The sequence below is a fragment of the Pseudomonas sp. TKO26 genome (genome assembly GCF_003225665.1).
Lineage (GTDB): Bacteria > Pseudomonadota > Gammaproteobacteria > Pseudomonadales > Pseudomonadaceae > Aquipseudomonas > Aquipseudomonas saponiphila.
Genome location: NZ_QKLN01000013.1, coordinates 85,988 through 110,644 on the forward strand (window position 1 = coordinate 85,988; position 24,657 = coordinate 110,644).

At 65.0% G+C, this 24,657-nt stretch carries 20 protein-coding genes; 13 read left to right on the plus strand and 7 right to left on the minus strand.

Features of this window, described 5'->3' with window-relative positions:
- Positions 1–15: 15 nt before the first annotated feature.
- The 4 genes from DNK59_RS19035 (at position 16) to copD (ending at position 4,763) form a co-directional block, all read left to right on the plus strand.
- Complete coding sequence (locus tag DNK59_RS19035; RefSeq protein ID WP_110724179.1) at positions 16–2,370, plus strand: glycoside hydrolase family 3 C-terminal domain-containing protein; 2,355 nt, start codon at positions 16–18, stop codon at positions 2,368–2,370.
- A gap of 57 nt (positions 2,371–2,427) precedes the next feature.
- The gene (locus tag DNK59_RS19040; protein WP_110724180.1) at positions 2,428–3,387 is read left to right on the plus strand and encodes an AraC family transcriptional regulator; all 960 of its coding nucleotides are present in this window, start codon (positions 2,428–2,430) and stop codon (positions 3,385–3,387) included.
- A 128-nt stretch (positions 3,388–3,515) separates the two neighbouring features.
- Positions 3,516–3,884, plus strand: a complete 369-nt coding sequence (copC, locus tag DNK59_RS19045; protein WP_110724181.1) for a copper homeostasis periplasmic binding protein CopC — start codon at positions 3,516–3,518, stop codon at positions 3,882–3,884.
- Positions 3,885–3,887: 3 nt separating this feature from the next.
- Positions 3,888–4,763, plus strand: coding sequence for a copper homeostasis membrane protein CopD (gene copD / locus DNK59_RS19050; protein WP_110724182.1), 876 nt, complete (start codon positions 3,888–3,890; stop codon positions 4,761–4,763).
- Positions 4,764–4,804: 41 nt separating this feature from the next.
- On the opposite strand, the gene DNK59_RS19055 is transcribed toward copD, so the two are convergent.
- Together DNK59_RS19055 and DNK59_RS19060 are read right to left on the minus strand one after the other, a co-directional pair.
- Positions 4,805–5,929, minus strand: a complete 1,125-nt coding sequence (locus DNK59_RS19055) for an HlyD family secretion protein (protein ID WP_110724183.1) — start codon at positions 5,927–5,929, stop codon at positions 4,805–4,807.
- The gene (locus DNK59_RS19060) at positions 5,926–7,581 is read right to left on the minus strand and encodes an MFS transporter (protein ID WP_110724184.1); all 1,656 of its coding nucleotides are present in this window, start codon (positions 7,579–7,581) and stop codon (positions 5,926–5,928) included. Before DNK59_RS19060 ends, DNK59_RS19055 begins: the two co-directional genes overlap by 4 nt.
- 217 nt (positions 7,582–7,798) lie before the next feature.
- Here DNK59_RS19060 and dapF point away from each other — a divergent pair, with 217 nt between their 5' ends.
- On the plus strand, positions 7,799–8,593 hold the full coding sequence (gene dapF, locus DNK59_RS19065) for a diaminopimelate epimerase (protein ID WP_110724185.1): 795 nt from the start codon (positions 7,799–7,801) through the stop codon (positions 8,591–8,593).
- 15 nt (positions 8,594–8,608) lie between these two features.
- Here dapF and DNK59_RS19070 read toward each other — a convergent pair whose 3' ends face one another.
- Positions 8,609–10,093: a DASS family sodium-coupled anion symporter gene (locus DNK59_RS19070; protein WP_110724186.1), complete on the minus strand. Its 1,485-nt coding sequence runs from the start codon at positions 10,091–10,093 to the stop codon at positions 8,609–8,611.
- Positions 10,094–10,377: 284 nt separating this feature from the next.
- On the opposite strand from DNK59_RS19070, the gene DNK59_RS19075 reads away from it, so the two are divergent.
- Together DNK59_RS19075 and DNK59_RS19080 are read left to right on the plus strand one after the other, a co-directional pair.
- The gene (locus tag DNK59_RS19075) at positions 10,378–12,000 is read left to right on the plus strand and encodes a methyl-accepting chemotaxis protein (protein WP_110724187.1); all 1,623 of its coding nucleotides are present in this window, start codon (positions 10,378–10,380) and stop codon (positions 11,998–12,000) included.
- A 122-nt stretch (positions 12,001–12,122) separates the two neighbouring features.
- Positions 12,123–13,319, plus strand: coding sequence for an HD-GYP domain-containing protein (locus DNK59_RS19080; protein ID WP_110724188.1), 1,197 nt, complete (start codon positions 12,123–12,125; stop codon positions 13,317–13,319).
- 3 nt (positions 13,320–13,322) lie between these two features.
- On the opposite strand, the gene bkdR is transcribed toward DNK59_RS19080, so the two are convergent.
- Positions 13,323–13,811, minus strand: coding sequence for a Bkd operon transcriptional regulator BkdR (gene bkdR / locus DNK59_RS19085; RefSeq protein ID WP_110724189.1), 489 nt, complete (start codon positions 13,809–13,811; stop codon positions 13,323–13,325).
- A 196-nt stretch (positions 13,812–14,007) separates the two neighbouring features.
- Between bkdR and DNK59_RS19090 the strand changes: the two genes are divergently transcribed.
- From DNK59_RS19090 to DNK59_RS19110, 5 genes are all read left to right on the plus strand, one after another.
- Entirely contained in the window at positions 14,008–15,243 is a 1,236-nt protein-coding gene (locus DNK59_RS19090; RefSeq protein WP_110724190.1) for a 3-methyl-2-oxobutanoate dehydrogenase (2-methylpropanoyl-transferring) subunit alpha, read from the plus strand.
- A 1-nt stretch (position 15,244) separates the two neighbouring features.
- Entirely contained in the window at positions 15,245–16,303 is a 1,059-nt protein-coding gene (locus DNK59_RS19095; RefSeq protein ID WP_047286075.1) for an alpha-ketoacid dehydrogenase subunit beta, read from the plus strand.
- Positions 16,304–17,602, plus strand: coding sequence for a dihydrolipoamide acetyltransferase family protein (locus tag DNK59_RS19100; RefSeq protein ID WP_110724191.1), 1,299 nt, complete (start codon positions 16,304–16,306; stop codon positions 17,600–17,602).
- A gap of 17 nt (positions 17,603–17,619) precedes the next feature.
- Positions 17,620–19,011: a dihydrolipoyl dehydrogenase gene (lpdA, locus tag DNK59_RS19105; RefSeq protein ID WP_110724192.1), complete on the plus strand. Its 1,392-nt coding sequence runs from the start codon at positions 17,620–17,622 to the stop codon at positions 19,009–19,011.
- Positions 19,012–19,298: 287 nt separating this feature from the next.
- Complete coding sequence (locus DNK59_RS19110) at positions 19,299–20,318, plus strand: branched-chain amino acid aminotransferase (protein ID WP_110724193.1); 1,020 nt, start codon at positions 19,299–19,301, stop codon at positions 20,316–20,318.
- A gap of 124 nt (positions 20,319–20,442) precedes the next feature.
- Here DNK59_RS19110 and DNK59_RS19115 read toward each other — a convergent pair whose 3' ends face one another.
- Positions 20,443–21,270: a TIGR03915 family putative DNA repair protein gene (locus tag DNK59_RS19115; protein WP_110724194.1), complete on the minus strand. Its 828-nt coding sequence runs from the start codon at positions 21,268–21,270 to the stop codon at positions 20,443–20,445.
- Complete coding sequence (locus tag DNK59_RS19120; RefSeq protein ID WP_110724195.1) at positions 21,267–22,487, minus strand: putative DNA modification/repair radical SAM protein; 1,221 nt, start codon at positions 22,485–22,487, stop codon at positions 21,267–21,269. The genes DNK59_RS19115 and DNK59_RS19120 overlap by 4 nt, the downstream gene beginning before the upstream one ends.
- A 176-nt stretch (positions 22,488–22,663) precedes the next feature.
- Between DNK59_RS19120 and DNK59_RS19125 the strand changes: the two genes are divergently transcribed.
- Complete coding sequence (locus DNK59_RS19125) at positions 22,664–23,314, plus strand: sel1 repeat family protein (protein ID WP_110724196.1); 651 nt, start codon at positions 22,664–22,666, stop codon at positions 23,312–23,314.
- Between the two features lie 66 nt (positions 23,315–23,380).
- Here the strand turns inward: DNK59_RS19125 and DNK59_RS19130 are convergent, their stop codons facing one another.
- Entirely contained in the window at positions 23,381–24,547 is a 1,167-nt protein-coding gene (locus DNK59_RS19130; RefSeq protein ID WP_110724197.1) for a DUF1624 domain-containing protein, read from the minus strand.
- Positions 24,548–24,657: the final 110 nt, after the last annotated feature.

Here is a 24,657-nt window from a genome sequence, read left to right on the forward strand (position 1 = left end):
CAAGGAGCCAGCCCCATGTCCGATTCTCACTCCCAGTTGCTGGCCCAGATGAGTGCCGCCGACAAGGTCAAGCTGCTCAGCGGCCAAGGCCTGTGGCGCAGCGCGCGCCTGGAACACCTGGGCATCGAAGACTTCATCATGACCGACGGCACCTACGGTGTGCGCTACAGCACCCGGCAGATCGAGGATGGCGCCAGCTGGAGCTTCGAAGACTTTATCCAGGTGGTGAACCAAAACTCCGGCGAAATGCCCGGGCAGCCGTCACAGGCCAGCGGTTCAGAAGCGCTGTTCAGCCCGTCAAAACCTGCTACCTGCTTTCCCAACGGTTCCAGTCTGGCCTGCTCCTGGGACCTGGACTTGCTGTACCGCATGGGCCAGGCCCTAGGGGTGGAATGTCAGCACTTCGGCGTCGGACTGTTGCTAGGCCCAGGGATCAACATCCGCCGCACGCCCTTGGCCGGACGCGGCTATGAATACTATTCCGAGGACCCGATCCTCAGCGGTGAACTGGCCGGGGCCCTGATCAACGGCCTGCAGGATCAAGGCGTGGGCGCCAGCCTCAAGCATTTCGCCTGCAACAACTCGGAGTACCGGCGCACGGAAATGGACTCAGTGGTGGATGAGCGCGCACTGCGAGAGATCTACCTGGCCGGCTATAAGCGGGCCATTGACCGGGCCCAGCCGTGGACCCTGATGTCCTCCTACAACCGCCTCAACGGGATACAGACCGCTGAACACCCATGGCTGCTGACCCAGGTGCTGCGCCACGAGTGGCAGTACCCAGGGCTCGTGATATCCGACTGGTATGGCATCAAGGACCGTCCGGCAGCGCTGCTGGCGGGCAATGACTTGGCCATGCCCGAGAGCCGCCGCGACCAGCGCGAGCTACTGCATGCCATTGAGCAGGGGCAGATCCCCAGCGATGTTCTCGACCGCTCCTGTCGGCGCATGCTGGAGCTGATCGACAAGGTACAGCGCGGCCGCAAGCCCAATACCCGGGCGGATTTCAACGCCCATCACCGGTTGGCCCAGACCCTGGCAGCCGAATCCCTGGTGCTGCTGAAGAACCAGGACCAGTTGCTGCCCCTGTGTCCGAAGAAAACCCCGCGTATCGCGGTGCTGGGCAAGCCGGCCCAGGAGCCGGTGATCCAGGGCTCGGGGTGCGCCACCACCCGTCCCTACCTGCTGGACCGGCCTCTGGACGAGATCTTCGAACTGGGAGCCGAGTCCTTCGAGATCCACTATGCGGTGGGCGCGACGGACGACCTGCAACTGGACCCCGCCGCCCTGGCCCAGGCCCTGGATACCGCCCGCGCCGCCGATGTGGTGATCCTGTTCGTCAGTACCGCGGTGGGCGAAGACGGAGAAAACGGCGACCGCCAGCACCTGGGCATTCTCCCCAGTCACGAGCGACTGATCGGCGAAGTGGCCAAGGTTCAGGCCAATATCGTCGTGATCCTGGCCAACAGCGACGCCGTGGTCATGCCCTGGCTGGGGCAGGCCAAGGCCGTACTGGAAACCTTCTTTGCCGGCCAGGGCATGGGCCGCGCCGTGGCCCAGGCGCTGTTCGGGCTGATCAACCCCAGCGGCAAGCTTACCGTCAGCGTGCCCAATAGCCTGGAGGAAACCCCGGCGTTCCTCACCTACCCCGGCGAAAACCTGCAACAGCGCTACAGCGAAGGCCTGTTCGTCGGTTACCGCTACTACGACAAGCGCCGCCTGGAGCCGCTGTTCCCATTTGGCTTCGGTCTGAGCTACACCCGTTTCGAGTACCGGACACTGCACCTTTCCAGCAACTGCCTGAAGCCCGGCCAGCAGTTGACGGTCCGCGTTGAAATTGGCAACCAGGGTGAGCGTTTCGGCAAGGAAGTGGTGCAGTTGTACCTGGCCCCGCCGACCTGTCGCCTGCCCCGGGAAGTTCAGGCCCTCAAGGCATTTGCCAAGGTGGCACTGGAGCCGGGCCAGAGCGACTGGGTCGAGCTGCAGCTGGACTGGGATGACTTCGCCTACTACGACCCGGCCCTGGCCCGCTGGGTGGTGGACAGCGGTGAGTACCAGCTGCGGGTTGGCCGGTCCTCGCGGCACATCGAGCTGTTGGCCGAGGTCCAGGTACAGGCACCGCCCCTGTATCCGCCGCTCAACATTCACAGCTCCCTGGTGCAATTGCTGGACAACCCGCGACTGTTCCAGCAGGTGGCGCGGCTGGTGGCGCACAAGAGCGGACTGGCAGAGCAGCAGGTACAGGAAAAACTACGCAAGATCGCACCGGAGTTGTTCTGCGGCTTGCTGATCACCCTTACGGAAATGCTCGAACTGGACATTTCCCGTGAAGAACTGGCGGCAGCCCTGGAAGTGGACGCCCCGGCATGACCCGGTGCCGGTTCGGGTACAGTCCGCAAACCGACTCTGCTGATTCGAGGATGCCCGATGCTGCCATTTTCCATGACCCGTCCTGCCCCGAGTGCCGGCCCCGGGCATGAGCTGGTGGAGTTCGACCGGCAACAGATCAACCTGTTTGCCGCCCAGGTGCAACGCTGCGAGGCCCACTGGCATGCCGCAGCCGAACTGATCTGCGTGCTCAAGGGCCGCTTTCTGATCGGTGTCGATTCGCACAACCAGTACTTGGCCTCTGGCGGCATGCTGTACATCAACCCCGAACGCAGCCACGAACTGCAGGCCCTGGAAGCCGACAGCCAGTTGCTCACAGTGCAGTTCTCACCGCACCTGTTCGAGCCACTGCAGCCCGGCCTGCACATCGACTATCAAGTGCCGGATGCCAGCCAGTACCGCCCGCGCGACCGCCAGATCAAGGCGGCCCTCAGGCAACTGGTGGCGCATGACCTGGACGGCACCGAGGGCGATGTCTTGCGCCGTACGGCGCTGATCTATCTGCTGCTGTCCAGCCTGCACCAGGCCAATGCCGCCCTCCGGCAACCGGCACGGCTGAACTTGCGCAGCAAGGACCAGCAGTTGATCAGGCACTGCATCGACTACATCAACCGCCAATACCAACGGGAACTGCCGCTGGCGGAAGTCGCCGCCCAGGCCAACCTCAGCTACCACCACTTCTCCAAGCTGTTCAAGAAGGTCAACGGTTGCAACTTCAAGGACTACCTGGCGCAGGTGCGGGTCAACCGCGCGCGCTTCCTGCTGAAAAATACCCAGTTGCCGATCACCGAAATCTGCTACAGCTGCGGTTTTAGCGAGCACAAGCAGTTGATCGCGGCTTTTCGCAACCACTGCGCCTTGACGCCCAGCGAGTACCGCAAGCAGTACCTGTCGCAATTGCAACGGGATTACCGGGATGCCGGCCGGGACTTTCGCTGCCTGGAGTGGGACCGCCAGATCCTCGGGTTGCTCGACGCCGATCCGCCACGGGCTTCCTGATCCGCGGTGGCTTCGATGTACACTGGCGCCGCCCAAGGATTGGGACGGGGACGAAAGTCCGCCCCGGGCCTTTTTACTCGCCGCCAGTCGTAGCTTATTACCCTCCAATGTTCATCAGGTACCTGACCATGTCGCTGAAAAACCTGCTCAATGCCACCGCGCTGCTCACCACGCTGCTCGCCGCTTCGTCGGCAATGGCCCACGCCCACCTGAAAAGCTCGACGCCGGCGGCCGACAGCAACGTGACCGCGCCCAACGAACTGCGCCTGGTGTTCAGCGAAGGCGTGGAAGCGGCCTTCACCCAGGTCAAGATCAGCAAGGACGGCGCGCCCCTCGAAGTGAAAAGCCTGGCCACTGAAGGCGCGGACAAGAAAACCCTGATCGTCATCCCGGCCGCCACGCCGCTGCGCGCTGGCGAGTACAAGGTGGAGTGGCACGCGGTGTCGGTGGACACCCACAAGAGCGAAGGCAGCTACAGCTTCAAGGTGAGCCCGTAACCCATGGTTTCATGGCTGGTGCTGTGTCGCTTCGTGCACTTTGCGGTGGTCCTGACCCTGGTCGGGGCCTGGGTGTTTCGCCCGCTGTTGCTGGGCCGTGATGCCGCGCAAAACGGCCATGGCGCCGTGCACCGACAGCTCGATCGGCTCAGCCGCTGGCTGGCGCTGATCGGCCTTTGCAGCGGCCTGTGCTGGTTGCTGCTGATCACCGCGAGCATGGCCGGTTCCTGGCCGGCGGCGCTGGACCCGGCGACCGTGGGGTTGGTGCTGGGCAAGACCTTCTTCGGCCAGATCTGGAGCTGGCACCTGCTGCTCAACCTCTTGTTGCTGGGCCTGCTGCTGACTCCCCTGGGCCGACGTCTGCCGCTGCAACTGGGGCTCGGTGCCCTGCTCCTGGCCACCCTGGCTCCGGTGGGGCACGGCGCCATGCTCGATGGGTTGGCGGGGCAGATGCTGATCCTCAATCAGATCGTGCACTTAAGCTGTGTCGCCATCTGGTTGGGGGGCTTGCTGGTGTTGCTGCTGGTGTTGCGGCAACCACCGCAGGCCTCCGTGGAACCGCTGTTGCGGCGTTTCAGCGGTGTGGGGTACGGCTTGGTCACGGGGTTGCTGGCAAGCGGCCTGATCAATGTGCGGGTGCTCACCGGACAATGGTGGCCAACACCCTTGTTCAGCGGCTTTGCCCTGATCCTGCTGATCAAGGTACTGCTGGTGGCGGGAATGCTCGGGCTGGCCCTGTTCAACCGCCTGCGGATTCGCGGCTGCGACCAGCGCCTTGCCAGCCTGCGCAATAGCGTGCAGCTGGAATGGTTGCTGGGAGTCGGCGCAGTGGCCGCAGTCTCGCTGCTGGGCACCTTGCCCCCGATGCAACCGGTCTGAACAATCCCCCACCAGTCCTTGTAGGAGCGGCGGTGTGTCGGTTAGCGGGAGGTGTCGATGCTGACCACCACCGACAACCCCGGCCGCAGGCGTTCAAGCTCCGGCTGATCCGGGTCGACGCTGATCCGCACCGGGACGCGCTGGGCAATCTTGACGAAGTTGCCGGTAGCGTTGTCGGCCTGCAGCAAGGCGAACTCGGAACCGGTGGCCGGGGAAATCCGCTGCACCTTGCCGGTGAATGTGCGGTGGTCCAGGGCGTCCACGGTAAAGCTCACCGGCTGCCCGACCCGGACGTTGTCCATCTGGGTTTCCTTCATGTTGGCAATCACCCACAGCTGGTTCGGCACCAGGGCCATGAGCTGGGCGCCGGAGTTGACGTAGGCCCCCAGACGCACGCCGATCTGCCCAAGTTGGCCGTCGCGGGGCGCGAGGATACGGGTGTTGGACAGGTCGATGCGCGCCAGCTCCACCGCCGCTTCGGCGCTGGCCACCGCCGCTTCCAGGGAGCCGCGGTTGACGATCACGGTCTGCAGGTCCTGGCGCGCGATCTCCAGTTGCGCCTGGGCCTGGGCCACGGCGGCCACGGTCTGGGCATTGGCCGCGCGGGTCACGTCCAGCTCACGCTGGGACACCGAACCGTCGGCGATCAGCGCCTGGTTGCGCTGCAGGTCGGCGGCGCTCTTGCGCGCCTGGGCCTGGCTGTCGACCAGGGCGGCCTGGCGCAGCTTGATCGTCGCTTCGGCGCTGTTGCGCTGCTGCAGGGCATTGGCCAGGGCCGCCTTCTGCACCGCCAGTTGCGCCAGGGACTGGTCCAGGCGCTGGCGGTAGATGCGGTCGTCGAGACGCACCAGCAGGTCGCCGGCCTTGACCTGCTGGAAGTCCTGCACCGGCACCTCGAACACGTACCCACTGAGCTGCGGGCCGATGATCGTCACCTGTCCGCGCACCAGGGCGTTTTCGGTGCTTTCAATGGCGCTGGAGAACGGCGGCAGCTGCCAGGCGTAGAGCACGATCAGCACACCAACGATGGCAATGGCGGCAAAACCCAGGGACGAGAGAATGCGCACCGCCAGCGGGCGCGGCTCGGTGGCGGGCATGCTCGGCGGGCCGCTGGGCTCGGGAGCCGAGGCAATGGCGTTGGTGGTGGGGTTGACGGTCTGGCTCATGAAGTTGGGGCACCACTTTGTTGAACGGGAGCCGTGGGCGCGACCGCGCGGGTCGTGCTCATCAGCCACAGGCTGCGGATGAAGATCCAGAGCATGGTGAGCACGGCAATCACCGCGATCAGCATGAAGACATCGTTATAGGCCAGCACGTTGGCCTCGCGGGTGGCCGCGGCGGCCAGGCTGCGAATGCCTTGCAGGGTGCGCAGATCGGGGTCGGCAATGACCTTGCCGTAAGCCGCGCCGCCGCTCTGCACCCGGGCCAGGACCTGGGGATCAAGCAGGGTCAGTTGCTCGACGATATGGCTGGAATGGTACTTCTCGCGCACGATCTGGAAGGTCCCGAGCAAGGCCGAGCCGATCAGCCCGCCAAGGTTCTGGCAGATGCCGAACAGCACCGAGAAGCTCACCAGATTGCGCGGGTTGGTCAGCACATTGCGGGTGCCCAGGACCATGGTCGGGCCGAGAAAGAAGGTGCCGCCGAAGGCCAGTAGGAACTGGCTCAGGTACATGTTGGCCGGGCGCGTGAGGTTGCTGGAAAAACTGTCCATCACCGAACCCACGGCCATCAGCGCCAGGGAAATCACCAGCGGCATCAACAGGTGCGCCGGGTTGATGGTCAGGGCGCTGGTGGCCAGCCCGGCGATGCTGCCCAGCAGCATCACCCCGTAGAGCAGGCGCATCTGCTGGCTGCTCAGGTTCAGCGCCTGGAGAAAACCCACGGCACCGGTGGACTGTTCGGACAGCACCATGCGGATCAGGATCACCGCCAGGGCCAGACGGATCATTGCCCCGCTGCCCAGCCAACGGGTCATCAGCATCGGGTTGCTGCGGTTATGTTCGATGCACAACCCGGCCAGGATCAGCACGATGGAGCCGGCGCTGGCATAGCCGATCCAGGGTGCTTCCAGCCACCAGTCGATGCGCCCCAGGGACAGCACCGCGCACAGCAGCGCGACACCGCTGGCCAGCAAGGCGAAGGTCAGGAAGTCGAGTTTCTCGAAGGTGCGAAAACGATCCCCTGGCGGCAGCTTGAGCAGGAACACGCAGCCCAGGGAGGTCAGCGCCAGCCCCAGCTCGAACAGGTACAGGCCACGCCATTCGGCGATCTGCAGCAGGTCCTCGGAAAACAGCCGGGCCAGGGGCAAGGCCAGCTGCGAGGTGCCCAGCCCCAGCACCAGGGCCTTGAGCCGCCATTTCGCCGGGAACGCCTGGACCATGTAGTACAGGCCCAGGGAACTCAGCGCCGCGCCGACCATGCCGTGGGCCGCGCGCACGGCGATGGCCGAACTCAGGTCGTTGACGAACAGGTGGCCGAAGGTCACCAGGGCGTAGAGCACCAGGAACACTTCGGTGAAGGCGCGCAAGCCGAACTGCTGGCGAAACTTCACCAGCAGCAGGTTCATCGACACGTTGGTCATCACATAGGCGGCTGGCAGCCAGGCCATTTCCGCGGTAGTCGCCCCCAGCGCCCCTTGCAGGTACGGCAGGTTGGCGATCACCAGCGAGTTGCCCAGGCCGCCGGTGATCGCCACCAGCAACCCCACCAGCGCGTAGGCCAGGCGCTTGTGGGTGGGGTGCAGCGGAGTCGAGGGGGAACCGGGCAAGCTGGGCTTTTCATGGGGCTGCCAGTTGCGCGGAGCGTAATGATCCATGCCGTGACCTTGTGCTGTGCCGAGCGCGGTGGCAGCGCTGGGCGATGTTCCCGGTGGTTCGGCAGTGTGCCGGAAAATCCCGCCGTCCAGGCAGCACCGCTGCCCGCCGGATGAATTTTATTTTAAGGCGCTGGCGCCGGTGGCTTTTTTTCGCAATCCTGCGCTCGCGGGCGGCCTGCGATCCCGTCGCCGCCTGCCCTCGCCCATCGGAGCCCGCATGCCGCTGAACTTTCTCAAGATGCACGCCAATGGCGACGACTTCGTGCTGATCGATGCCCGTGGCCGCGACAACCCGATCACCGCCGAACGGGCCCGGGCCCTGGGCGATCGTCGGCGCGGCATCGGCTTCAATCAGTTGGTGGTGCTCGGCGATTGCCAGGAGAGCGCGGCGCAACTGACCTTCTTCAATGCCGATGGTTCCAGCCTGGCTACCTGCGGCAGCGCGACTCGCGGCGCCGCCGACCTGCTGCTGAACGAAAGCGGGGCCACCTCGGTGCAGGTGAAAACCGCCCGCGGTGTGCAGCATTGCCTGCGCCTTGAGGATCAGTCGGTGTCCGTGGAAATGGGCCTGCCTTCATTCGACTGGCAGGCGATCCCCCTGGCCCGGGAGCTGGACAGCCTGAGCCTGCCACTGCCGGGACAGCCGGCAGCGTGCAGCATGGGCAATCCCCATTGCAGCTTTTTCGTCGACGACCTGCAGGCGCTGGACATCGCCACGCTGGGCCCGCAGATCGAGCGTCACCCGCTGTTCCCGCAAAAGACCAACGTGCATTTCATCCAGGTGATCGACCGCCACACCATCCGCCTGCGTATCTGGGAGCGCAACGGCGCGATTCCCCTGGGCTCGGGTTCCTGCTCCTGCGCGGCGGCGGTCAACGGCATCCGCCGTGGCTTGCTCGACAGCCCGGTGCAGGTGCTGTGCGACGGCGGGCCGGTGACGGTGAGCTGGGACGGCCAGGGCAAGGTGCGCCTGGCCGGCAGCGTGACCCGGGTATTCAGCGGGTCGTTGTGAGCAACGGCCGGGCTTTTACATCCAGCCCAGCCACTTCCACCAGGTCAGGGCGAACACCAGCATCAGCAGGTAGCCGATCAGTGTCACCAGCAGGCCGACCTTGGCGAACTGCCGGGCATTGAAGGTTTCGGTGCCCAGGCAGACCATGTTCTGCGGCGCGTTGATCGGCAGGATGAAGCCGTAGCTGACGACAAAGCCCAGGAGCATGGTCATGCCCAGGCGGCTGAACTCGCCCGGCAGTGTCTGCAGCACGGCAATCAGGATCGGCAGCAGCGCCGAGGTCAATGCCGTGGCGCTGGCGAACCCCAAGTGAATGAGGATCAGGAACGCCGCGAGAATCGCGAACACCGCCAACGGCCCGACCTGATCCAGGCCGGTATGGGCCACTACCTGCCCGCCCAGCCATTGCCCGGCCTGGGTGCTGAGCAGCGCCGAACCGAGGCTGATGCCGACCCCGAAGACGATCACCGTGCCCCAGGGAATGCGCGACTGCACGTCCTTCCAGGTCATGATGCCGACCCGTGGCAACAGCAGGATCACCAGCCCGGCGTAGGTGGTGGTCGTGGTATCGAAGGGGTGCAGCTTGCCTTCGGTGGACCAGGCCAGGAGCAGCAGCAGGGACACCGCCAGCAGGCGTTTCTGCGGCCCGGTCATGGGGCCGATGTCCAGCAGCGACTGGGCCACCGCTTCCTTGCCGCCGGGGATGCTGTCGGTTTCCGGTGGCAGCAGTTTCAGCACCAGCCACAGCAGCACCAGGGACATGATCAGCGCCCAGGGCGCACCGGCGATCAGCCAGTCGAGCCAGGCCACGCGCTGGCCGAGCATCTTGTCCATGAAGCCCACGGTGAGCAGGTTCTGCGCCGCGGCGGTCTGGATCCCGACGTTCCAGATGCTGGTGCCCTGGGCCACCACGATCATCAGCCCGGCGGCGATATTGGAGCGCTTGTCGACGCCAAAAGCGGCAATCACCCCCATCATGATCGGCACCACGCAGGCACTGCGCGCCGTGGCGCTGGGCACCAGCAGGCTGAGCAGGATGGTCACGGCGATGGCGCCGAGGAGGATGCGCCGGGTGCTGGTGCCGACCCGGGTCAGGGTCACCAGGGCGATGCGCCGGTCGAGGCCGGTGTGGGTCATGGCCGCGGCGATGAACAAGGCGCCGGCCACCAGGGCCAGGGCCGAGTTGGAGAACCCGGTGAGGGCCAGGCTGATGGCCGCCGAGCTGCCATAGAGCTGGGTCGGGTCTTGCAGGGTCGGCGCGGTGCCGATCAGGAAGGCCATCAGCGCGGTGATCATGATCGCGCTGGCCTCGTAGGACACCGCTTCGCTGATCCACACCACCACGGCGAAGGCCAGGATCGCCAGCATCCGCTGGCCGGCTACCGGCAGGTCGGCGGGCAGCGGCAACAGCAGCACGGCGACCAGCGCCAGCACGCCGATCAACAGCCCGACGGGCAAGCGTGCCCGGGCCTCGGAGGTTTGACTGACAGGGGTATTCATGGGCTGGGTATTCCTTCTCCGGTTGGGCCTGGACAGCATGCCGGTTTCTTCGGCAGACGACCTTGATGAGGGTCAAGTGGAGACTCCCGGGGCTCACCTAGACTGCAAAAGCGACGCCTGCGAAAAAGGCATTGCCCGGCCTGTCGCCTTGCTGAACAATCTAAAAAACGAGAAATACTTTTTTACATTTCTACAGATTTTTCACTTCAATGAGATCAGATTGGCATTAGGGCGACAGGGAGTCGAAGTATCAGTCGTATCACTCCAAAAAAAGCAGGTGCCTTATGGTGACAAGAAACGTGAAACTGACCTTGCGAGCGCTGCTCAGCTTCGGCTCGATCTGCGTGTTACTGGTTGGCCTGGGAGGACTGGCCCTGTGGAAGATGGGACAGATCCATGATGCCGCGGTAGAACTGCAAACCAACTGGCTGCCCAGCGTGCGGCAAGCCACCCTGATCGAATCCAGCACCCTGCGCCTGCGCCTCGAAACCCTGCACTACGTCACCGAGAGCGAGGCCAACAAACCCTCCTCCCTGAACAGCCTGGGCGTCCTCAGGAACAACCTCAACCAGGCCATCAAGGACTACGCTGCGCTGGTCTCCAGCCAGCACGAGCAGGAAACCTACGACCAGGTCAAGAGCGGCGCCCAGGCCTACCAGGACAAACTGGCGGTGCTCCTGCAAATCAGCAAGACCAGCAGCACGGAAGAAGCCGCCAACTATGTCAACCAGGTCACGGTGCCCCTGGCCAACACCCTGCAGTCCTCCATCGATGAGCTGATCCGCATCAACGAGAAAGGCGCCGCACAATCGGCGACCGATGCCGGCACCCAGTTCACCACCGGGCTGACCGTGACCGGGGTGATCGTCGTCCTGGCCATCGTGCTCACCGCCCTGATCGCCCTGTTCTTCACCCGCAGCATCATCCTGCCGGTGCAGACCCTGCTGGCGACCACCCGGAAAATCGCCGAGGGTGATCTGCGCACCCAGGTGGAAGTCAGCGGCCAGGACGAACTCACCGAGCTGCAGACCGCCACCCGTTCCATGCTCGACAGCCTGAAGTCGACCATCCGCCACATTGCCGATTCGTCCACCCAACTGGCCTCCGCCGCCGAGGAAATGAGCGCCATCACCCGCGAGTCCAACGCCGGTATCCAGCAGCAGAGCATGGAGACCGAACAGGCCGCCACGGCGGTCAACGAAATGACCGCCGCCGTCGAGGAAGTGGCGCGCAACGCCGTGTCCGCTTCGCAATCGACCCAGGAATCCGAACGCTCCGCCGGGCTCGGCAAGGAACGGGTCGAGCAGACCATCCACTCCATCGAGAAGCTCACCGGCACAGTGGAAAATACCCGCGTGGAAATGGCCGGCCTGGCGCAACAGGCCCAGGACATCACCAAGGTCCTGGACGTGATCCGGGCGATTGCCGAACAGACCAACCTGCTGGCCCTCAACGCCGCCATCGAAGCCGCCCGGGCCGGCGAACAAGGCCGCGGCTTTGCTGTGGTGGCCGATGAAGTGCGCGCCCTGGCCCACCGCACCCAGCTCTCGACCCAGGAGATCGAGCAGATGATCCAGGGCATCCAGAGCGGTTCGAACAAGGCCATGCTGTCCATGCAACAGAGCAGCGAGGACGCCAGCCAGACCCTGGCCATCGCCCATGAGGCCGGCTCGGCCATCGGCCACATCGCCCAGGCCATCAGCCACATCAACGAACGCAACCTGATGATCGCCACCGCCTCGGAGGAACAGGCCCAGGTGGCACGCTCGGTGGACCAGAACCTGATGAGCATTCGCGACCTGTCGGTGCAGAGCTCGTCCGCCGCCAGCCAGACCTCGATTGCCAGCAGTGAACTGTCGAACCTGGCGGTGGGTCTGAACAAACTGGTGGCACGCTTCTCCCTGTGAGACGGGCCAAAGCCCGTATAGATGTCAGGTAGAACAAGCGCCGGTCCGTTTCGCCGTTCACCGGTTCCTGGCAGGAGCCAGTGAACGGCGACCAGCCGGTGCCCTGAAATGGAGTGCTGGTCATGCTGAAACACATCTCCATCCAGCAACTGCAAATGGGCATGTACATCCATCAATTCTGTGGTTCCTGGCTGGACCACTCGTTCTGGAAAGCCGGCTTCCTCCTCGACAGCCGGGACGACCTGCAACGCCTGCAACGCTCCAACCTCAGCAGCCTGTGGATCGACACCGCCAAGGGCCGCGACCTGCCCGAGGCCAGTGTCGCGCCAGCGCCTAGCGCCCCGCCAGAACCAACCAGGGCTGAGACGCCCCGGGCGAGCATGGATGAGGAAGTCCAGCGCGCGATCAAGCTCTGCGCCCACTCGCGCAAGGCCGTGATGGCGATGTTCCAGGAAGTGCGCATGGGCCAGGCCCTGGAAATGCAGCAAGCCGAGGAGCTGGTGGTGCAAATGGGCCAGTCGCTGCTGCGCCACCCCGATGCGCTGATCAGCCTGGCGCGCCTGAAGAGCGCCGATGACTACACCTATATGCATTCAGTGGCGGTGTGCGCGCTGATGCTGGCCACCGCCCGCCAACTGGGCCTGTCGGAGGACTACATCCGCCTGGCGGGGATTGCCGGGCTGCTGCATGACGTGGGCAAGCTGACCATTCCCGACAGCATCCTCAACAAACCGCAAAAGCTCTCGGACAGCGAGTTCGAACGGGTCAAGCTGCACCCCGAAGCCGGCGGCGCGATCCTGCGTCAGAGCCCCGACGTGGATGCGCTGGTGCTGGACGTGTGCCTGCATCATCACGAGAAAGCCGATGGCTCAGGCTATCCGCACCGGCTGGCGGGCAATCAGATCAGCCTGTTCGCGCAGATGGGCGCGGTGTGCGATGTGTACGACGCGGTGACCTCCAACCGCCCCTACAACCGAGGCTGGGACCCGGCCGAGGCGATCCAGCGCATGTCCACCTGGAAAGGCCATTTCGACCAGCGGGTGTTCCAGGCCTTCGTCAAGAGCGTGGGCATCTATCCGGTGGGCGCGCTGGTGCGCCTGGAAAGCGGGCGCCTGGCGGTGGTGATCGAACAGAACCCCAAGTCGTTGCTCACGCCCAAGGTCCGGGTGTTCTTCTCCACTCGCTCCAACCTGCCCCTGGAGCAGAACGTGGTCGACCTGGCCAAGATACAGGGCCAGGATCGCATCCTCGCCCGCGAAGCCCCGCAGGACTGGGAGTTCAAGAACCTGGACCGGCTGTGGAACCTGCTCCCGGCCTGAGCCTTAGCTGCCCAGGGTCAAGCCATTGGCCGGCAACGGCAGCGCGGTCTTGTAGCGCACCTGCTTGAGGGCGAAGCTGGAACGGATGTTGGCCACCCCGGGCACCTTGGTCAGGAAGTCCATCATGAAGCGTTCCAGGGCCTGGATGGTCGGCACCAGCACCCGGATCAGGTAGTCCGGGTCACCCGCCATCAGGTAGCACTCCATGACTTCCGGGCGATCGGCAATGGCCGCTTCGAAATGCTGCAAGGCCTCCTCCACCTGCTTCTCCAGACTGACGTGAATGAACACGTTGACGTGCAGCCCCAACAGGTCGGCATCCAGCAGGGTCACCTGCTCGCGGATCAGTCCCAGCTCCTCCATGGCCTTGACCCGGTTGAAGCACGGCGTGGGTGAAAGATTCACCGAACGGGCCAGGTCGGCGTTGGTGATGCGAGCATTCTCCTGAAGGCTGTTGAGAATGCCGATGTCGGTACGGTCCAGTTTGCGCATGAGATAAAACAACCTTCTTTTTATGTTTATGCAGATTTTTTATCTGCAAATGATCTCAAGCGCAATGAAACAGAGATAAATATTCTCCTTCGCCCGGCCTATGATGTTTGTAGGACAAGATTTCTTTTACCCAGAGAATGACTGTCAGCTAGCGCGCCCAATTACAAGAAATCCACAAGATCGAGCGTAGAAAGCCATGACCACCGCGTATGAACCGCTACGCCTGCACGTTCCCGAACCCTCGGGCCGTCCCGGCTGCAAGACCGACTTCACCTACCTGCGTCTGAACGATGCCGGCCTGGCTCGCAAACCCCCTATCGATATCGAACCTGCCGACTGCGCCGACCTGGCCCGCGGGCTGATTCGCGTGCTCGACGACCAGGGCAACGCCCTCGGCGACTGGGCCGCGGACATACCGCTGGAAATCCTGCGCAAGGGCGTGCGCGCCATGCTCAAGACGCGGATCTTCGACAACCGCATGGTGGTCGCCCAACGGCAGAAGAAGATGTCCTTCTACATGCAGAGCCTGGGCGAGGAAGCCATCGGCAGCGCCCAGGCCCTGGCCCTGAACATCGACGACATGTGCTTCCCCACCTACCGCCAGCAGAGCATCCTGATGGCCCGGGAAGTGCCGCTGGTGGAGATGATCTGCCAACTGCTGTCCAACGAGCGCGATCCGCTCAAGGGGCGCCAGCTGCCGATCATGTACTCGGTCAAGGAATCCGGCTTTTTCACCATTTCCGGCAACCTGGCGACCCAGTTCGTCCAGGGCGTGGGCTGGGGCATGGCCTCGGCGATCAAGGGCGATACCAAGATCGCCTCGGCCTGGATCGGCGACGGTGCCACCGCCGAGTCGGACTTCCACACCGCCCTGACCTTCGCTCACGTGTACCGCGCGCCGGTGATCCTCAACGTGGTCAACAACCAGTGGGCCATCTCCACCTTCCAGGCCATCGCCGGCGGTGAAGCCACCACCTTCGCCGGACGCGGCGTGGGTTGCGGCATCGCCTCCCTGCGGGTCGACGGCAACGACTTCCTCGCGGTCTACGCCGCCTCGCGCTGGGCCGCCGAACGCGCCCGACGCAACCTCGGGCCGACCCTGATCGAGTGGGTCACCTACCGCGCCGGCCCGCACTCCACCTCCGACGACCCGTCGAAATACCGTCCGGCCGACGACTGGAGCCACTTCCCCCTGGGCGACCCGATTGCCCGCCTCAAGCAGCACCTGATCAAGATCGGCCAGTGGTCCGAAGAGGAACACGCCGCGGTCAGCGCCGAGCTCGAAGCCCAGGTCATTGCCGCGCAGAAGGAAGCCGAGCAGTACGGCACCCTCGCCGGCGGCCAGATCCCCAGCGCCGCGACCATGTTCGAGGACGTCTACAAGGACATGCCCGAGCACCTGAAACGCCAACGCCAGGAACTGGGGGTCTGACATGAACGATCACAACAACAATATCCAGCTGGACACCGCCATGACCACCACCACCATGACCATGATCCAGGCCCTGCGCTCGGCCATGGATGTGATGCTTGAGCGTGACGACAACGTCGTGGTGTTCGGCCAGGACGTGGGTTACTTCGGCGGCGTGTTCCGCTGCACCGAGGGCCTGCAGGCCAAGTACGGCACCTCGCGGGTGTTCGACGCGCCGATCTCGGAAAGCGGCATCGTCGGCGCCGCCATCGGCATGGGCGCCTACGGCCTGCGCCCGGTGGCGGAAATCCAGTTCGCCGACTACGTCTACCCGGCCTCCGACCAGATCATTTCCGAAGCCGCGCGCCTGCGCTATCGCTCCGCCGGCCAGTTCACCGCGCCGATGACCCTGCGCATGCCCTGCGGCGGCGGCATCTATGGCGGCCAGACCCACAGCCAGAGCATCGAGGCGATGTTCACCCAGGTCTGCGGCCTGCGTACCGTGATGCCCTCCAACCCCTACGACGCCAAGGGCCTGTTGATTGCCTCCATCGAGAACGATGACCCGGTGATCTTTCTTGAACCCAAGCGCCTGTACAACGGCCCGTTCGATGGCCACCACGACCGCCCGGTGACCCCTTGGTCGAAACACCCGGCAGCCCAGGTACCGGACGGCTACTACAAGGTGCCGCTGGACGTGGCGGCCATCGCCCGCCCAGGCAAGGACGTCACCGTCCTGACCTACGGCACCACCGTCTATGTGTCGCAAGTGGCGGCCGAGGAAACCGGCATCGACGCCGAGGTCATCGACCTGCGCAGCCTGTGGCCCCTGGACCTGGACACCATCGTCAAGTCGGTGAAGAAGACCGGCCGTTGCGTGGTGGTGCATGAAGCCACCCGCACCTGCGGCTTCGGCGCCGAGCTGGTGTCGCTGGTGCAGGAACACTGCTTCCACCACCTGGAAGCCCCGATCGAGCGCGTCACCGGTTGGGATACGCCGTATCCCCACGCGCAGGAGTGGGCATATTTCCCAGGGCCGTCCCGAGTGGGCGCGGCGCTGCAACGGGTCATGGAGGTCTGAATGGGCACGCACGTTATCAAGATGCCGGATATCGGCGAAGGCATCGCAGAAGTGGAACTGGCGCAGTGGCACGTAAAAGTCGGCGACCAGGTAGTGGAAGACCAGGTGCTGGCGGACGTGATGACCGACAAGGCGATGGTCGACATCCCCTCCCCGGTGCACGGCACGGTCATTTCCCTGGGTGGCGAACCCGGTGAAGTGATGGCGGTGGGCAGCATCCTCATCAGCATCGAAGTCGAAGGCGCGGGCAACCTCAAGGAGTCCGCCCAGGCTGCCGCGCCGGCGGCAAAAGCGCCGGAAGTTATTGACAAGCCTGTCGCCGCGCCAGTGGTCGAGGCGCCAAAGGTGGAAAAGGCTGTTGCCAGCCAGGCCGCCTGCCGCGCCGCGCCCCAGGCACCGGTGGCACGCCAGGCCGACGAGCGCCCCCTGGCCTCGCCCGCCGTGCGCAAGCACGCCCTGGACCTGGGCATCCAGCTGCGCCTGGTGCAAGGCAGCGGCCCGGCCGGGCGCATCCTGCACGAGGACCTGGAGGCCTACCTGGCCCAGGACAGCCAGCCGCTCAAGGCTTACTCGGCGCCGGGTGTCGGTTACGCCGAACGCCACGACGAAGAGCAGATCCCGGTGATCGGCATGCGCCGCAAGATCGCCCAGCGCATGCAGGAATCCAAGCACCGCGCCGCGCACTTCAGCTATGTCGAGGAAGTGGACGTCACGGCTCTGGAAGAGCTGCGCATCCACCTCAACGAGAAACACGGCGCCAGCCGCGGCAAGCTGACCCTGCTGCCGTTCCTGGTGCGGGCCATGGTCGTCGCCCTGCGCGACTTCCCGCAGATCAACGCCCGCTACGACGACGAAGCCCAGGTCATCACCCGCCATGGCGCGGTGCATGTCGGGGTCGCCACCCAGAGCGACGTCGGCCTGATGGTGCCGGTGGTCCGCCACGCCGAAGCCCGCAGCCTATGGGGCAACGCCGAGGAAATCGCCCGTCTGGCCAAGGCTGCCCGCAGCGGCAAGGCCGCCCGGGATGAACTGTCCGGTTCCACCATCACCCTCACCAGCCTCGGCGCCCTGGGCGGGATCGTCAGCACCCCGGTGCTGAACCTGCCGGAAGTGGCGATTGTCGGGGTCAACCGCATCGTCGAGCGGCCGATGGTGATCAAGGGCCAGATCGTGATCCGCAAGATGATGAACCTCTCCAGCTCCTTCGATCACCGGGTGGTCGACGGCATGGACGCTGCGCAATTCATCCAGGCCATTCGCGGCCTGCTCGAACAACCCGCCACGCTGTTCGTGGACTGATTTTTACAGGAGCAGGCATGCAACAGACTCTCAATACCCAACTGCTGATCCTCGGCGGTGGTCCTGGCGGTTATGTGGCGGCGATCCGTGCCGGCCAGCTGGGCATCTCCACCATCCTGGTGGAAGGCCAGGCCCTGGGCGGCACCTGCCTGAACATCGGCTGCATCCCGTCCAAGGCGCTGATTCACGTGGCCGAGCAGTTCCACCAGACCCGCCACCACAGCCAGGGCTCGGCCCTGGGCATCGAAGTGGCGGCGCCGACCCTGAACATCGGCAAGAGCGTGGAATGGAAGGACGGCATCGTCGACCGCCTGACCACCGGGGTCGCCGCGCTGCTGAAGAAAAACAAGGTCCAGGTGATTCACGGCTGGGCCAAGGTCATCGACGGCAAGACCGTGGAGATCGAAGGCGCCGACACCCGTATCCACTGCGAGCACCTGCTGCTGGCCAGCGGTTCGAAAAGCGTCAACCTGCCGATGCTGCCCATCGGCGGGCCGATCATCTCCTCCACCGAGGCCCTGGCGCCCAAGACCCTGCCCAAGCGCCTGACCGTGGTTGGCGGCGGCTATATCGGCCTGGAACTGGGCATTGCCTACCGCAAGCTGGGGGTCGAGGTCAGTGTGGTCGAGGCCCAGGAACGCATCCTGCCGGCCTATGACGCGGAGCTGACCCAGCCGGTGCTGGAATCGGTGAAGCAGCTGGGAATCACGCTCTACCTCAAGCACAGCGTGCTCGGCTTCGATGCCGCCAGCAGCAGCCTGCAGGTGCGCGAACCCAATGGCGGCACCCTGAACCTGGAAACCGATCAGGTGCTGGTGGCGGTGGGCCGCAAGCCCAACACCCAGGGCTGGAACCTGGAAAGCCTGAACCTGGACATGAACGGTGCGGCGGTCAAGATCGACCATCGCTGCCAGACCAGCATGCGCAACGTCTGGGCCATCGGGGACCTGTGCGGCGAACCGATGCTGGCCCACCGGGCCATGGCCCAGGGCGAGATGGTCGCCGAGCTGATCGCCGGCAAGCACCGCGAGTTCAACCCGGCGGCGATCCCGGCGGTGTGCTTCACCGACCCGGAACTGGTGGTGGTGGGCAAGACCCCGGACGAGGCCCGCGCCGCGGGACTGGATTGCATCGTCAGCAGCTTCCCGTTCGCGGCCAACGGCCGGGCCATGACCCTGGAATCGAAAAGCGGTTTCGTGCGGGTGGTGGCCCGAAGTGACAATCACCTGATTGTCGGCTGGCAGGCCGTGGGGGTCGGGGTGTCCGAATTGTCCACGGCGTTTGGCCAATCCCTGGAAATGGGCGCGCGCCTGGAAGATATCGGCGGCACCATCCACGCTCACCCGACCCTGGGCGAAGCGGTCCAGGAAGCGGCGCTGCGGGCCTTGGGCCACGCCTTGCATTTGTAATCATCCAAGGGGCACGCAGGACTGTGCCCAGGTAGGAGCGAGCTTGCTCGCGAAAGAGCTGACGGGGATAGCCGAGCGTTCGTGCCAGCCCTTTCGCGAGCAAGCTCGCTCCTACAGGGGGTATGGGGCTGTTATGGGGGAAGTTTCATGAGCAGGCTAAGTTTTTTTGCGCCCCCTCCCATCGTCCGGGATGCGGTCCGCCCCCGGAATGCAGTATTGTTGTGCCCATCCAAAAAACGTCAGAAGCCTTGAGCCGTTCCGGCGGTTGTTAAGTGATAGAGGGTGTCATGGGTAACGAAAGCATCAATTGGGACAAGCTGGGTTTTGACTACATCAAGACAGACAAGCGCTATCTGTCGCACTGGCGTAACGGCGAGTGGGACGCAGGCACCCTGACCGAAGACAACGTGCTGCACATCAGCGAGGGCTCCACCGCCCTGCACTATGGCCAGCAATGTTTCGAAGGCCTCAAGGCCTACCGCTGCAAGGACGGCTCGATCAACCTGTTCCGTCCCGACCAGAACGCCGCGCGCATGCAGCGCAGCTGCGCCCGCCTGCTGATGCCGCAGGTGTCCACCGAACAGTTCATCGAAGCCTGCAAGGCCGTGGTCCGTGCCAACGAGCGCTTCATTCCGCCCTACGGCACCGGCGGCGCGCTGTACCTGCGGCCGTTCGTGATCGGCGTGGGTGACAACATCGGCGTGCGTACCGCGCCGGAGTTCATCTTTTCGATCTTCGCCATCCCGGTCGGCGCCTACTTCAAGGGCGGCCTGACCCCGCACAACTTCCTGATCTCCAGCTACGACCGCGCCGCCCCACAAGGCACCGGCGCGGCCAAGGTCGGTGGCAACTACGCCGCCAGCCTGATGCCGGGCTCCCAGGCCAAGAAAGCCAGCTTCGCCGACTGCATCTACCTCGATCCGCTGACCCACAGCAAGATCGAGGAAGTGGGTTCGGCGAACTTCTTCGGCATCACCCACGATGACAAGTTCGTCACCCCCAACTCGCCATCGGTGCTGCCGGGCATCACCCGCCTGTCGCTGATCGAGCTGGCCAAGACCCGCCTGGGCCTGGAAGTGATCGAAGGCGACGTGTTCATCGACAAGCTTGCGGACTTCAAGGAAGCCGGCGCCTGCGGTACTGCCGCGGTGATCACGCCGATCGGCGGCATCCAGTACCAGGACAAGCTGCACGTGTTCTACAGCGAAAAAGACGTCGGCCCGATCACCCAGAAGCTCTACAAAGAGCTGACCGGCGTGCAGACCGGCGACGTGGAAGCGCCAGCGGGCTGGATCGTCAAGGTCTGATTCGCTCCCGGCTGCACCCCAGCCCGCCCCTGCTTGCCAGGGGCGGGCTTTTTCATGCCTGGAATCGGCCTCTGCCGACCCGGCGGTGTCGCCGCCAGCAGTGGCTGAAAACAGGTTGCGGCGGCTAGCCGATCCGCTTGCCCGGCCGCGCCGCCACCTGGCTGGCCTGGCCATCGCGCTGCTTGCCGTGGCGCGCTTCGCTGATCAGCGCCGGAATCAGCGGCCCCTCCGGCAGGTGCTTCCAGAAGCGGGTCGGCAAATGCCCCTGCATGACCCTGGGGTTGAGCCGCGCAGGGTTGAAGATGTGGCTGTAATAGGCCAGCCACAGCTCGCCCCCAGGGTCGTCGCCGGCCTGGGCCAGTTGCTGCCAGGCACTGGGGCACCGGCGCTGGTGGTGCAGCTGCTCGCCGTCGAAGTACACCCCGTCCCGCGGCGTGGCGATCATCCAGCGGTGGCGCCCCATGCGCCCGATGAAGTGCCGGCTGGCCTGGGCCAGGATGTCGTGGGCCGGGTCATGCCAGGCCACATATTCGGGTTGCTCGGCCAGGCGCGAGCGGCCCTCGGGCAGCCTGACGAAACGCACGAAGGCATGCAGGTGATGGGCCTCGCGGTCCACCTGCTTGATCCGCCGCTGCAACTCGCTGCCCAGTTGATCGCCGCTGAGCATGGCGGTGCGGTCGCCATGGCTGACCCGCCACAGCACCTCGTAGAGCAGGCTCCAGCGCTGCTCGCCGCGATAGCAGGCGGCTCGCTGCAACAGCTCCAGCAAAGCCTGGGGAATGCGCGCGCGAAATGGCCCGGGCTGTTCCGGGTAGCTCTCGTCGCTGGCGAACAGGTCGGCCTCCCGCGTCCCGGCCCAGCTGACCCGGCTCGGGTCGATGGAATGACTGAGCAGCCAGCGCGCCTGCTGGCGCCAGGTGTCGAACAGGTCGTCGCAGTCCAGGCTGATCATCCCCAGAGCCCCATCTGCTGCGGTTGCGGCCGGTCCCGCAGTTGCTGATAGAGCAGCGCGCTGCTGGTTTCCGCCTGCTGCGGGTGATAGTCGCTGGTGATGAAAAACGGCTTGGCCTTGCTCAGCACGCAGCGCATGCGCGCCAGGTCCTCGAAACGGATGCGCCGCTCGCGGCGCAGCTCCACCAGGCGCTGGGTGGTGCGCAGGCCGATCCCCGGAATGCGCGAGATCAGCGCCGGCTCGGCGCGGTTCAGGTCCAGGGGGAACAGGCTGCGGTTGTCCAGGGCCCAGGCCAGCTTGGGGTCGATATCCAGGGCCAGGTGCCCCGGCCCGCGCAGCAGCTCGTTGGCGCTGAAGCCATAGCCGCGCAGCAGGAAGTCGGCCTGATACAGGCGGTGCTCGCGCATCAGCGGCGGCGCGGCCAGGGGCACGCTTTTCGGGCTGTTGGGGATCGGGCTGAACGCCGAGTAATAGACCCGGCGCAGGCGGAAATTGCCGTACAGCGCCTCGGCGCTGTGGAGAATCGTGCTGTCATCGGTGTCGTCGGCGCCGACGATCATCTGGGTGCTCTGCCCCGCCGGGGCGAAACGCGGGGCCCGGGGTTCGTTGAGCACGGTCTGCTCGCCGGTATAGATGGTGCGCATGGCCTGCTTGATCGAGCCCAGGTGCTTTTCCGGGGCCAGGGTCTTGAGGCCCTGGTCGGTGGGCAACTCGACATTGACGCTGAGGCGATCGGCATAGCGCCCGGCTTGCTCGATCAGCAGCGGGTCGGCGTCGGGGATGGTCTTGAGGTGGATGTAGCCGCGAAACTCGTGCTCCTCGCGCAGCAACCGGGCCACCCGCACCAGTTGCTCCATGGTGTAGTCCGCCGAGCGGATGATCCCGGAGCTGAGGAACAGCCCGCTAACGCAATTGCGCCGGTAGAAATCCAGGGTCAGGCGCACGACTTCCTCAGGGCTGAAGCGCGCCCGGGGCACATCGCTGGAGCGGCGGTTGACGCAGTACTGGCAGTCATACAGGCAGAAGTTGGTCAGCAGCACCTTGAGCAGCGAGACGCAGCGCCCGTCCGGCGTATAGCTGTGGCAGATGCCCATGCCATTGCTCGAACCCAGCCCGCTCTTGCCTTGCGAGCTGCGCTTGGGCGCGCCGCTGCTGGCGCAGGAGGCGTCGTACTTGGCGGCGTCGGCGAGGATGCTCAGCTTGTCGATCAATTGCATGGCAAGGCCCTGATACTGTTTTTATATACAGTACAGAGTACAACCCCGGGACCACAAGACACCCGGCAGGTAGAGATTGAAAAAAACTCTCGGCACAGCACGCCGGCCGCGAGCAGCCAGACCTGAAAGCCCCTAAGATACGCCCCCGCTCATTGCCCCTGGAAAGGACCCCGTCCATGCATCGCTTCTACCGTTTCTATCTGCTGGGCGCCGCACTGCTGTCGACCTTTGCGTTCGGCGCCGCGCCCGGCGGCCAGGCCCTGATCGAGGAGCTGTCCGCCAAGGTCCAGGCCCGACAGGACTGGCAAGCCCAGGCCAGACAGTGCCCCAGCGAGCTGATCACGTCCGGCAACGCCTCGCTGAAGTTGCAGGCCAACCGCTGCACAATCGCGGAGCAATGGGGGGCCTGCCTGCAGCGTTGCGAAGCCGGCGATGGCAACGACTGCTACTGGCTGGCCACCAGCCTGCAACAGGCCAACGGCCCGGCCGCAGGCTATGAACCGCTGTACCAGCGCGCCTGCAGCCTGGGACTGGTTTCCGGCTGCACCAACCACGCCGCCGGCATGCTGGCCGCTGATACCGACAGCCAGGCCGCCCGGCACTGCGCGGTACAGACATTCAACAAGGCCTGCGAGCTGGACGATCCCTGGGCCTGCACCATGTACGGTTTTCACCTCAGCCGCGGCATCGGCGTAGCACCCGACGTCGATCTGGCGCTGAAGGTGCTGGACAAATCCTGCACCTTCGGCGCTGTGGACCCGGCCTGCAGCGGGGCTCGCCAGTTGCAGGAAGAAATCCGCGCGGCCATTCGCGCGGCGCGGCCCTGACCGCGATCGGGGAATGCGCTGGTCGGCCAGCCGGTTCCTGCGGGAAACCGGCCGGCGAACGATGCCTCAGAAGTACTTCAGCCAACCCAGGTCGCGACGCCGCGCCTTGAGCCGGGCAAAGGCCCGCACCGGCGGCAACAGCAGCACCGCCAGCAGCAGCGTGATCAGCCACAGCCAGCCCAGTGAGTCGAAGCCGAAATAGGCCCCCTGGTTGCGCCCCAGCAGCGCCACCGCCAGCAGGTACAGGCCCTTGAGCACATACAGGTGCAGCAGGTAGAAGAACATCGGCGCGCCGCCAAACACCCCCAGCAGCGCGACCCAGCGCCGCTCCTGGCGCCGCTCCAGGGCGCGCAGCACCAGCAGTCCCAGCCCCAGGGTCAGGGCGATGAACAGCAGCGAAGGCGGATACTTGGTGATGTTGAAGAAGCTCATCAGCGTTTGCAGGCCACTGTCGCCACTGACCCAGGGCCGCTCGCCGTATCCATTGAGCAGGCGCAGCAGGACAAACCCCGCCAGTGCCGCCAGCCCCGCCCACAACAGTCGCCGCTGGCGCTGGCCGACATCGGCCCCGGCGCTGAACCAGGGCCCCAGCCCATAGCCCAGGCCGATCACCCCGATCCACGGCAGCAACGGATAGGAGGTGCGCAGGCGCAAGGCATCGCCGAATTCGATCCAGCCCCGGTCATGCAGGATCGCCCAAGGCACATGCAGCGCCTCACCGGCGGCGAAATGCACGCTGTCGAGCAGGTTGTGCCCGCCAATCAGCAGCAGGCTCAGGCCCAGCAGCACGGCGCGAGGTAACCACAGCAGCGCCGCCAGCGCCAGCATGCTCAGGCCGATGACCCAAATCACCTGCAGGTAGATCACGCTCGGCGGGAACTGCCCGGTCCAGGCGAAGTTCACCAGGGTCAGTTCCAGCAGCACCAGGAACAGCCCGCGCTTGAACAGAAAGGCGCTGGCCTCGGCCCGATGGCCGTGCTTGTCGGCGAACAGGCTGGCCGAGAGCCCGGTCAGCAGCACAAAGACCGGCGCGCACAGGTGGGCCAGGGTGCGGCTGAAAAACAGCCCGGGCTCGGTACTGGCGATGTCCATGGGGTCGCTGACCTGCCGGTGCAGGAAGAAGGTTTCGCGGACATGGTCCAGAAGCATCAACAGCATGACCAGCCCGCGCAGGGCATCGATGCTCGGCAGCCGGGAGCCCGGGCGGACGAAAGTATGGGACAAGGAACTCATGGAAAAGCCATCACCACCTGAGGTTCAAAGAAACGGCGCCGATCGGGGGGAGCGGCAAGCGGCCGTTACTTTATAACATCAACTGACAATGACCCAAGCCTCGCTCCAGC

What these genes read in the sequence shown, in the direction of transcription:
- DNK59_RS19130 (WP_110724197.1), bottom strand. Translation starts at nt 24,547, where the DNA reads ATGAGTTCCTTGTCCCATACTTTCGTCCGCCCGGGCTCCCGGCTGCCG.
- DNK59_RS19115 (WP_110724194.1), bottom strand. Translation starts at nt 21,270, where the DNA reads ATGATCAGCCTGGACTGCGACGACCTGTTCGACACCTGGCGCCAGCAG.
- DNK59_RS19110 (WP_110724193.1), top strand. Translation starts at nt 19,299, where the DNA reads ATGGGTAACGAAAGCATCAATTGGGACAAGCTGGGTTTTGACTACATC.
- bkdR (WP_110724189.1), bottom strand. Translation starts at nt 13,811, where the DNA reads ATGCGCAAACTGGACCGTACCGACATCGGCATTCTCAACAGCCTTCAG.
- lpdA (WP_110724192.1), top strand. Translation starts at nt 17,620, where the DNA reads ATGCAACAGACTCTCAATACCCAACTGCTGATCCTCGGCGGTGGTCCT.
- DNK59_RS19035 (WP_110724179.1), top strand. Translation starts at nt 16, where the DNA reads ATGTCCGATTCTCACTCCCAGTTGCTGGCCCAGATGAGTGCCGCCGAC.
- dapF (WP_110724185.1), top strand. Translation starts at nt 7,799, where the DNA reads ATGCCGCTGAACTTTCTCAAGATGCACGCCAATGGCGACGACTTCGTG.
- DNK59_RS19100 (WP_110724191.1), top strand. Translation starts at nt 16,304, where the DNA reads ATGGGCACGCACGTTATCAAGATGCCGGATATCGGCGAAGGCATCGCA.
- DNK59_RS19095 (WP_047286075.1), top strand. Translation starts at nt 15,245, where the DNA reads ATGAACGATCACAACAACAATATCCAGCTGGACACCGCCATGACCACC.
- DNK59_RS19125 (WP_110724196.1), top strand. Translation starts at nt 22,664, where the DNA reads ATGCATCGCTTCTACCGTTTCTATCTGCTGGGCGCCGCACTGCTGTCG.
- DNK59_RS19040 (WP_110724180.1), top strand. Translation starts at nt 2,428, where the DNA reads ATGCTGCCATTTTCCATGACCCGTCCTGCCCCGAGTGCCGGCCCCGGG.
- DNK59_RS19120 (WP_110724195.1), bottom strand. Translation starts at nt 22,487, where the DNA reads ATGCAATTGATCGACAAGCTGAGCATCCTCGCCGACGCCGCCAAGTAC.
- copD (WP_110724182.1), top strand. Translation starts at nt 3,888, where the DNA reads ATGGTTTCATGGCTGGTGCTGTGTCGCTTCGTGCACTTTGCGGTGGTC.
- DNK59_RS19060 (WP_110724184.1), bottom strand. Translation starts at nt 7,581, where the DNA reads ATGGATCATTACGCTCCGCGCAACTGGCAGCCCCATGAAAAGCCCAGC.
- DNK59_RS19090 (WP_110724190.1), top strand. Translation starts at nt 14,008, where the DNA reads ATGACCACCGCGTATGAACCGCTACGCCTGCACGTTCCCGAACCCTCG.
- DNK59_RS19075 (WP_110724187.1), top strand. Translation starts at nt 10,378, where the DNA reads ATGGTGACAAGAAACGTGAAACTGACCTTGCGAGCGCTGCTCAGCTTC.
- DNK59_RS19070 (WP_110724186.1), bottom strand. Translation starts at nt 10,093, where the DNA reads ATGAATACCCCTGTCAGTCAAACCTCCGAGGCCCGGGCACGCTTGCCC.
- copC (WP_110724181.1), top strand. Translation starts at nt 3,516, where the DNA reads ATGTCGCTGAAAAACCTGCTCAATGCCACCGCGCTGCTCACCACGCTG.
- DNK59_RS19080 (WP_110724188.1), top strand. Translation starts at nt 12,123, where the DNA reads ATGCTGAAACACATCTCCATCCAGCAACTGCAAATGGGCATGTACATC.
- DNK59_RS19055 (WP_110724183.1), bottom strand. Translation starts at nt 5,929, where the DNA reads ATGAGCCAGACCGTCAACCCCACCACCAACGCCATTGCCTCGGCTCCC.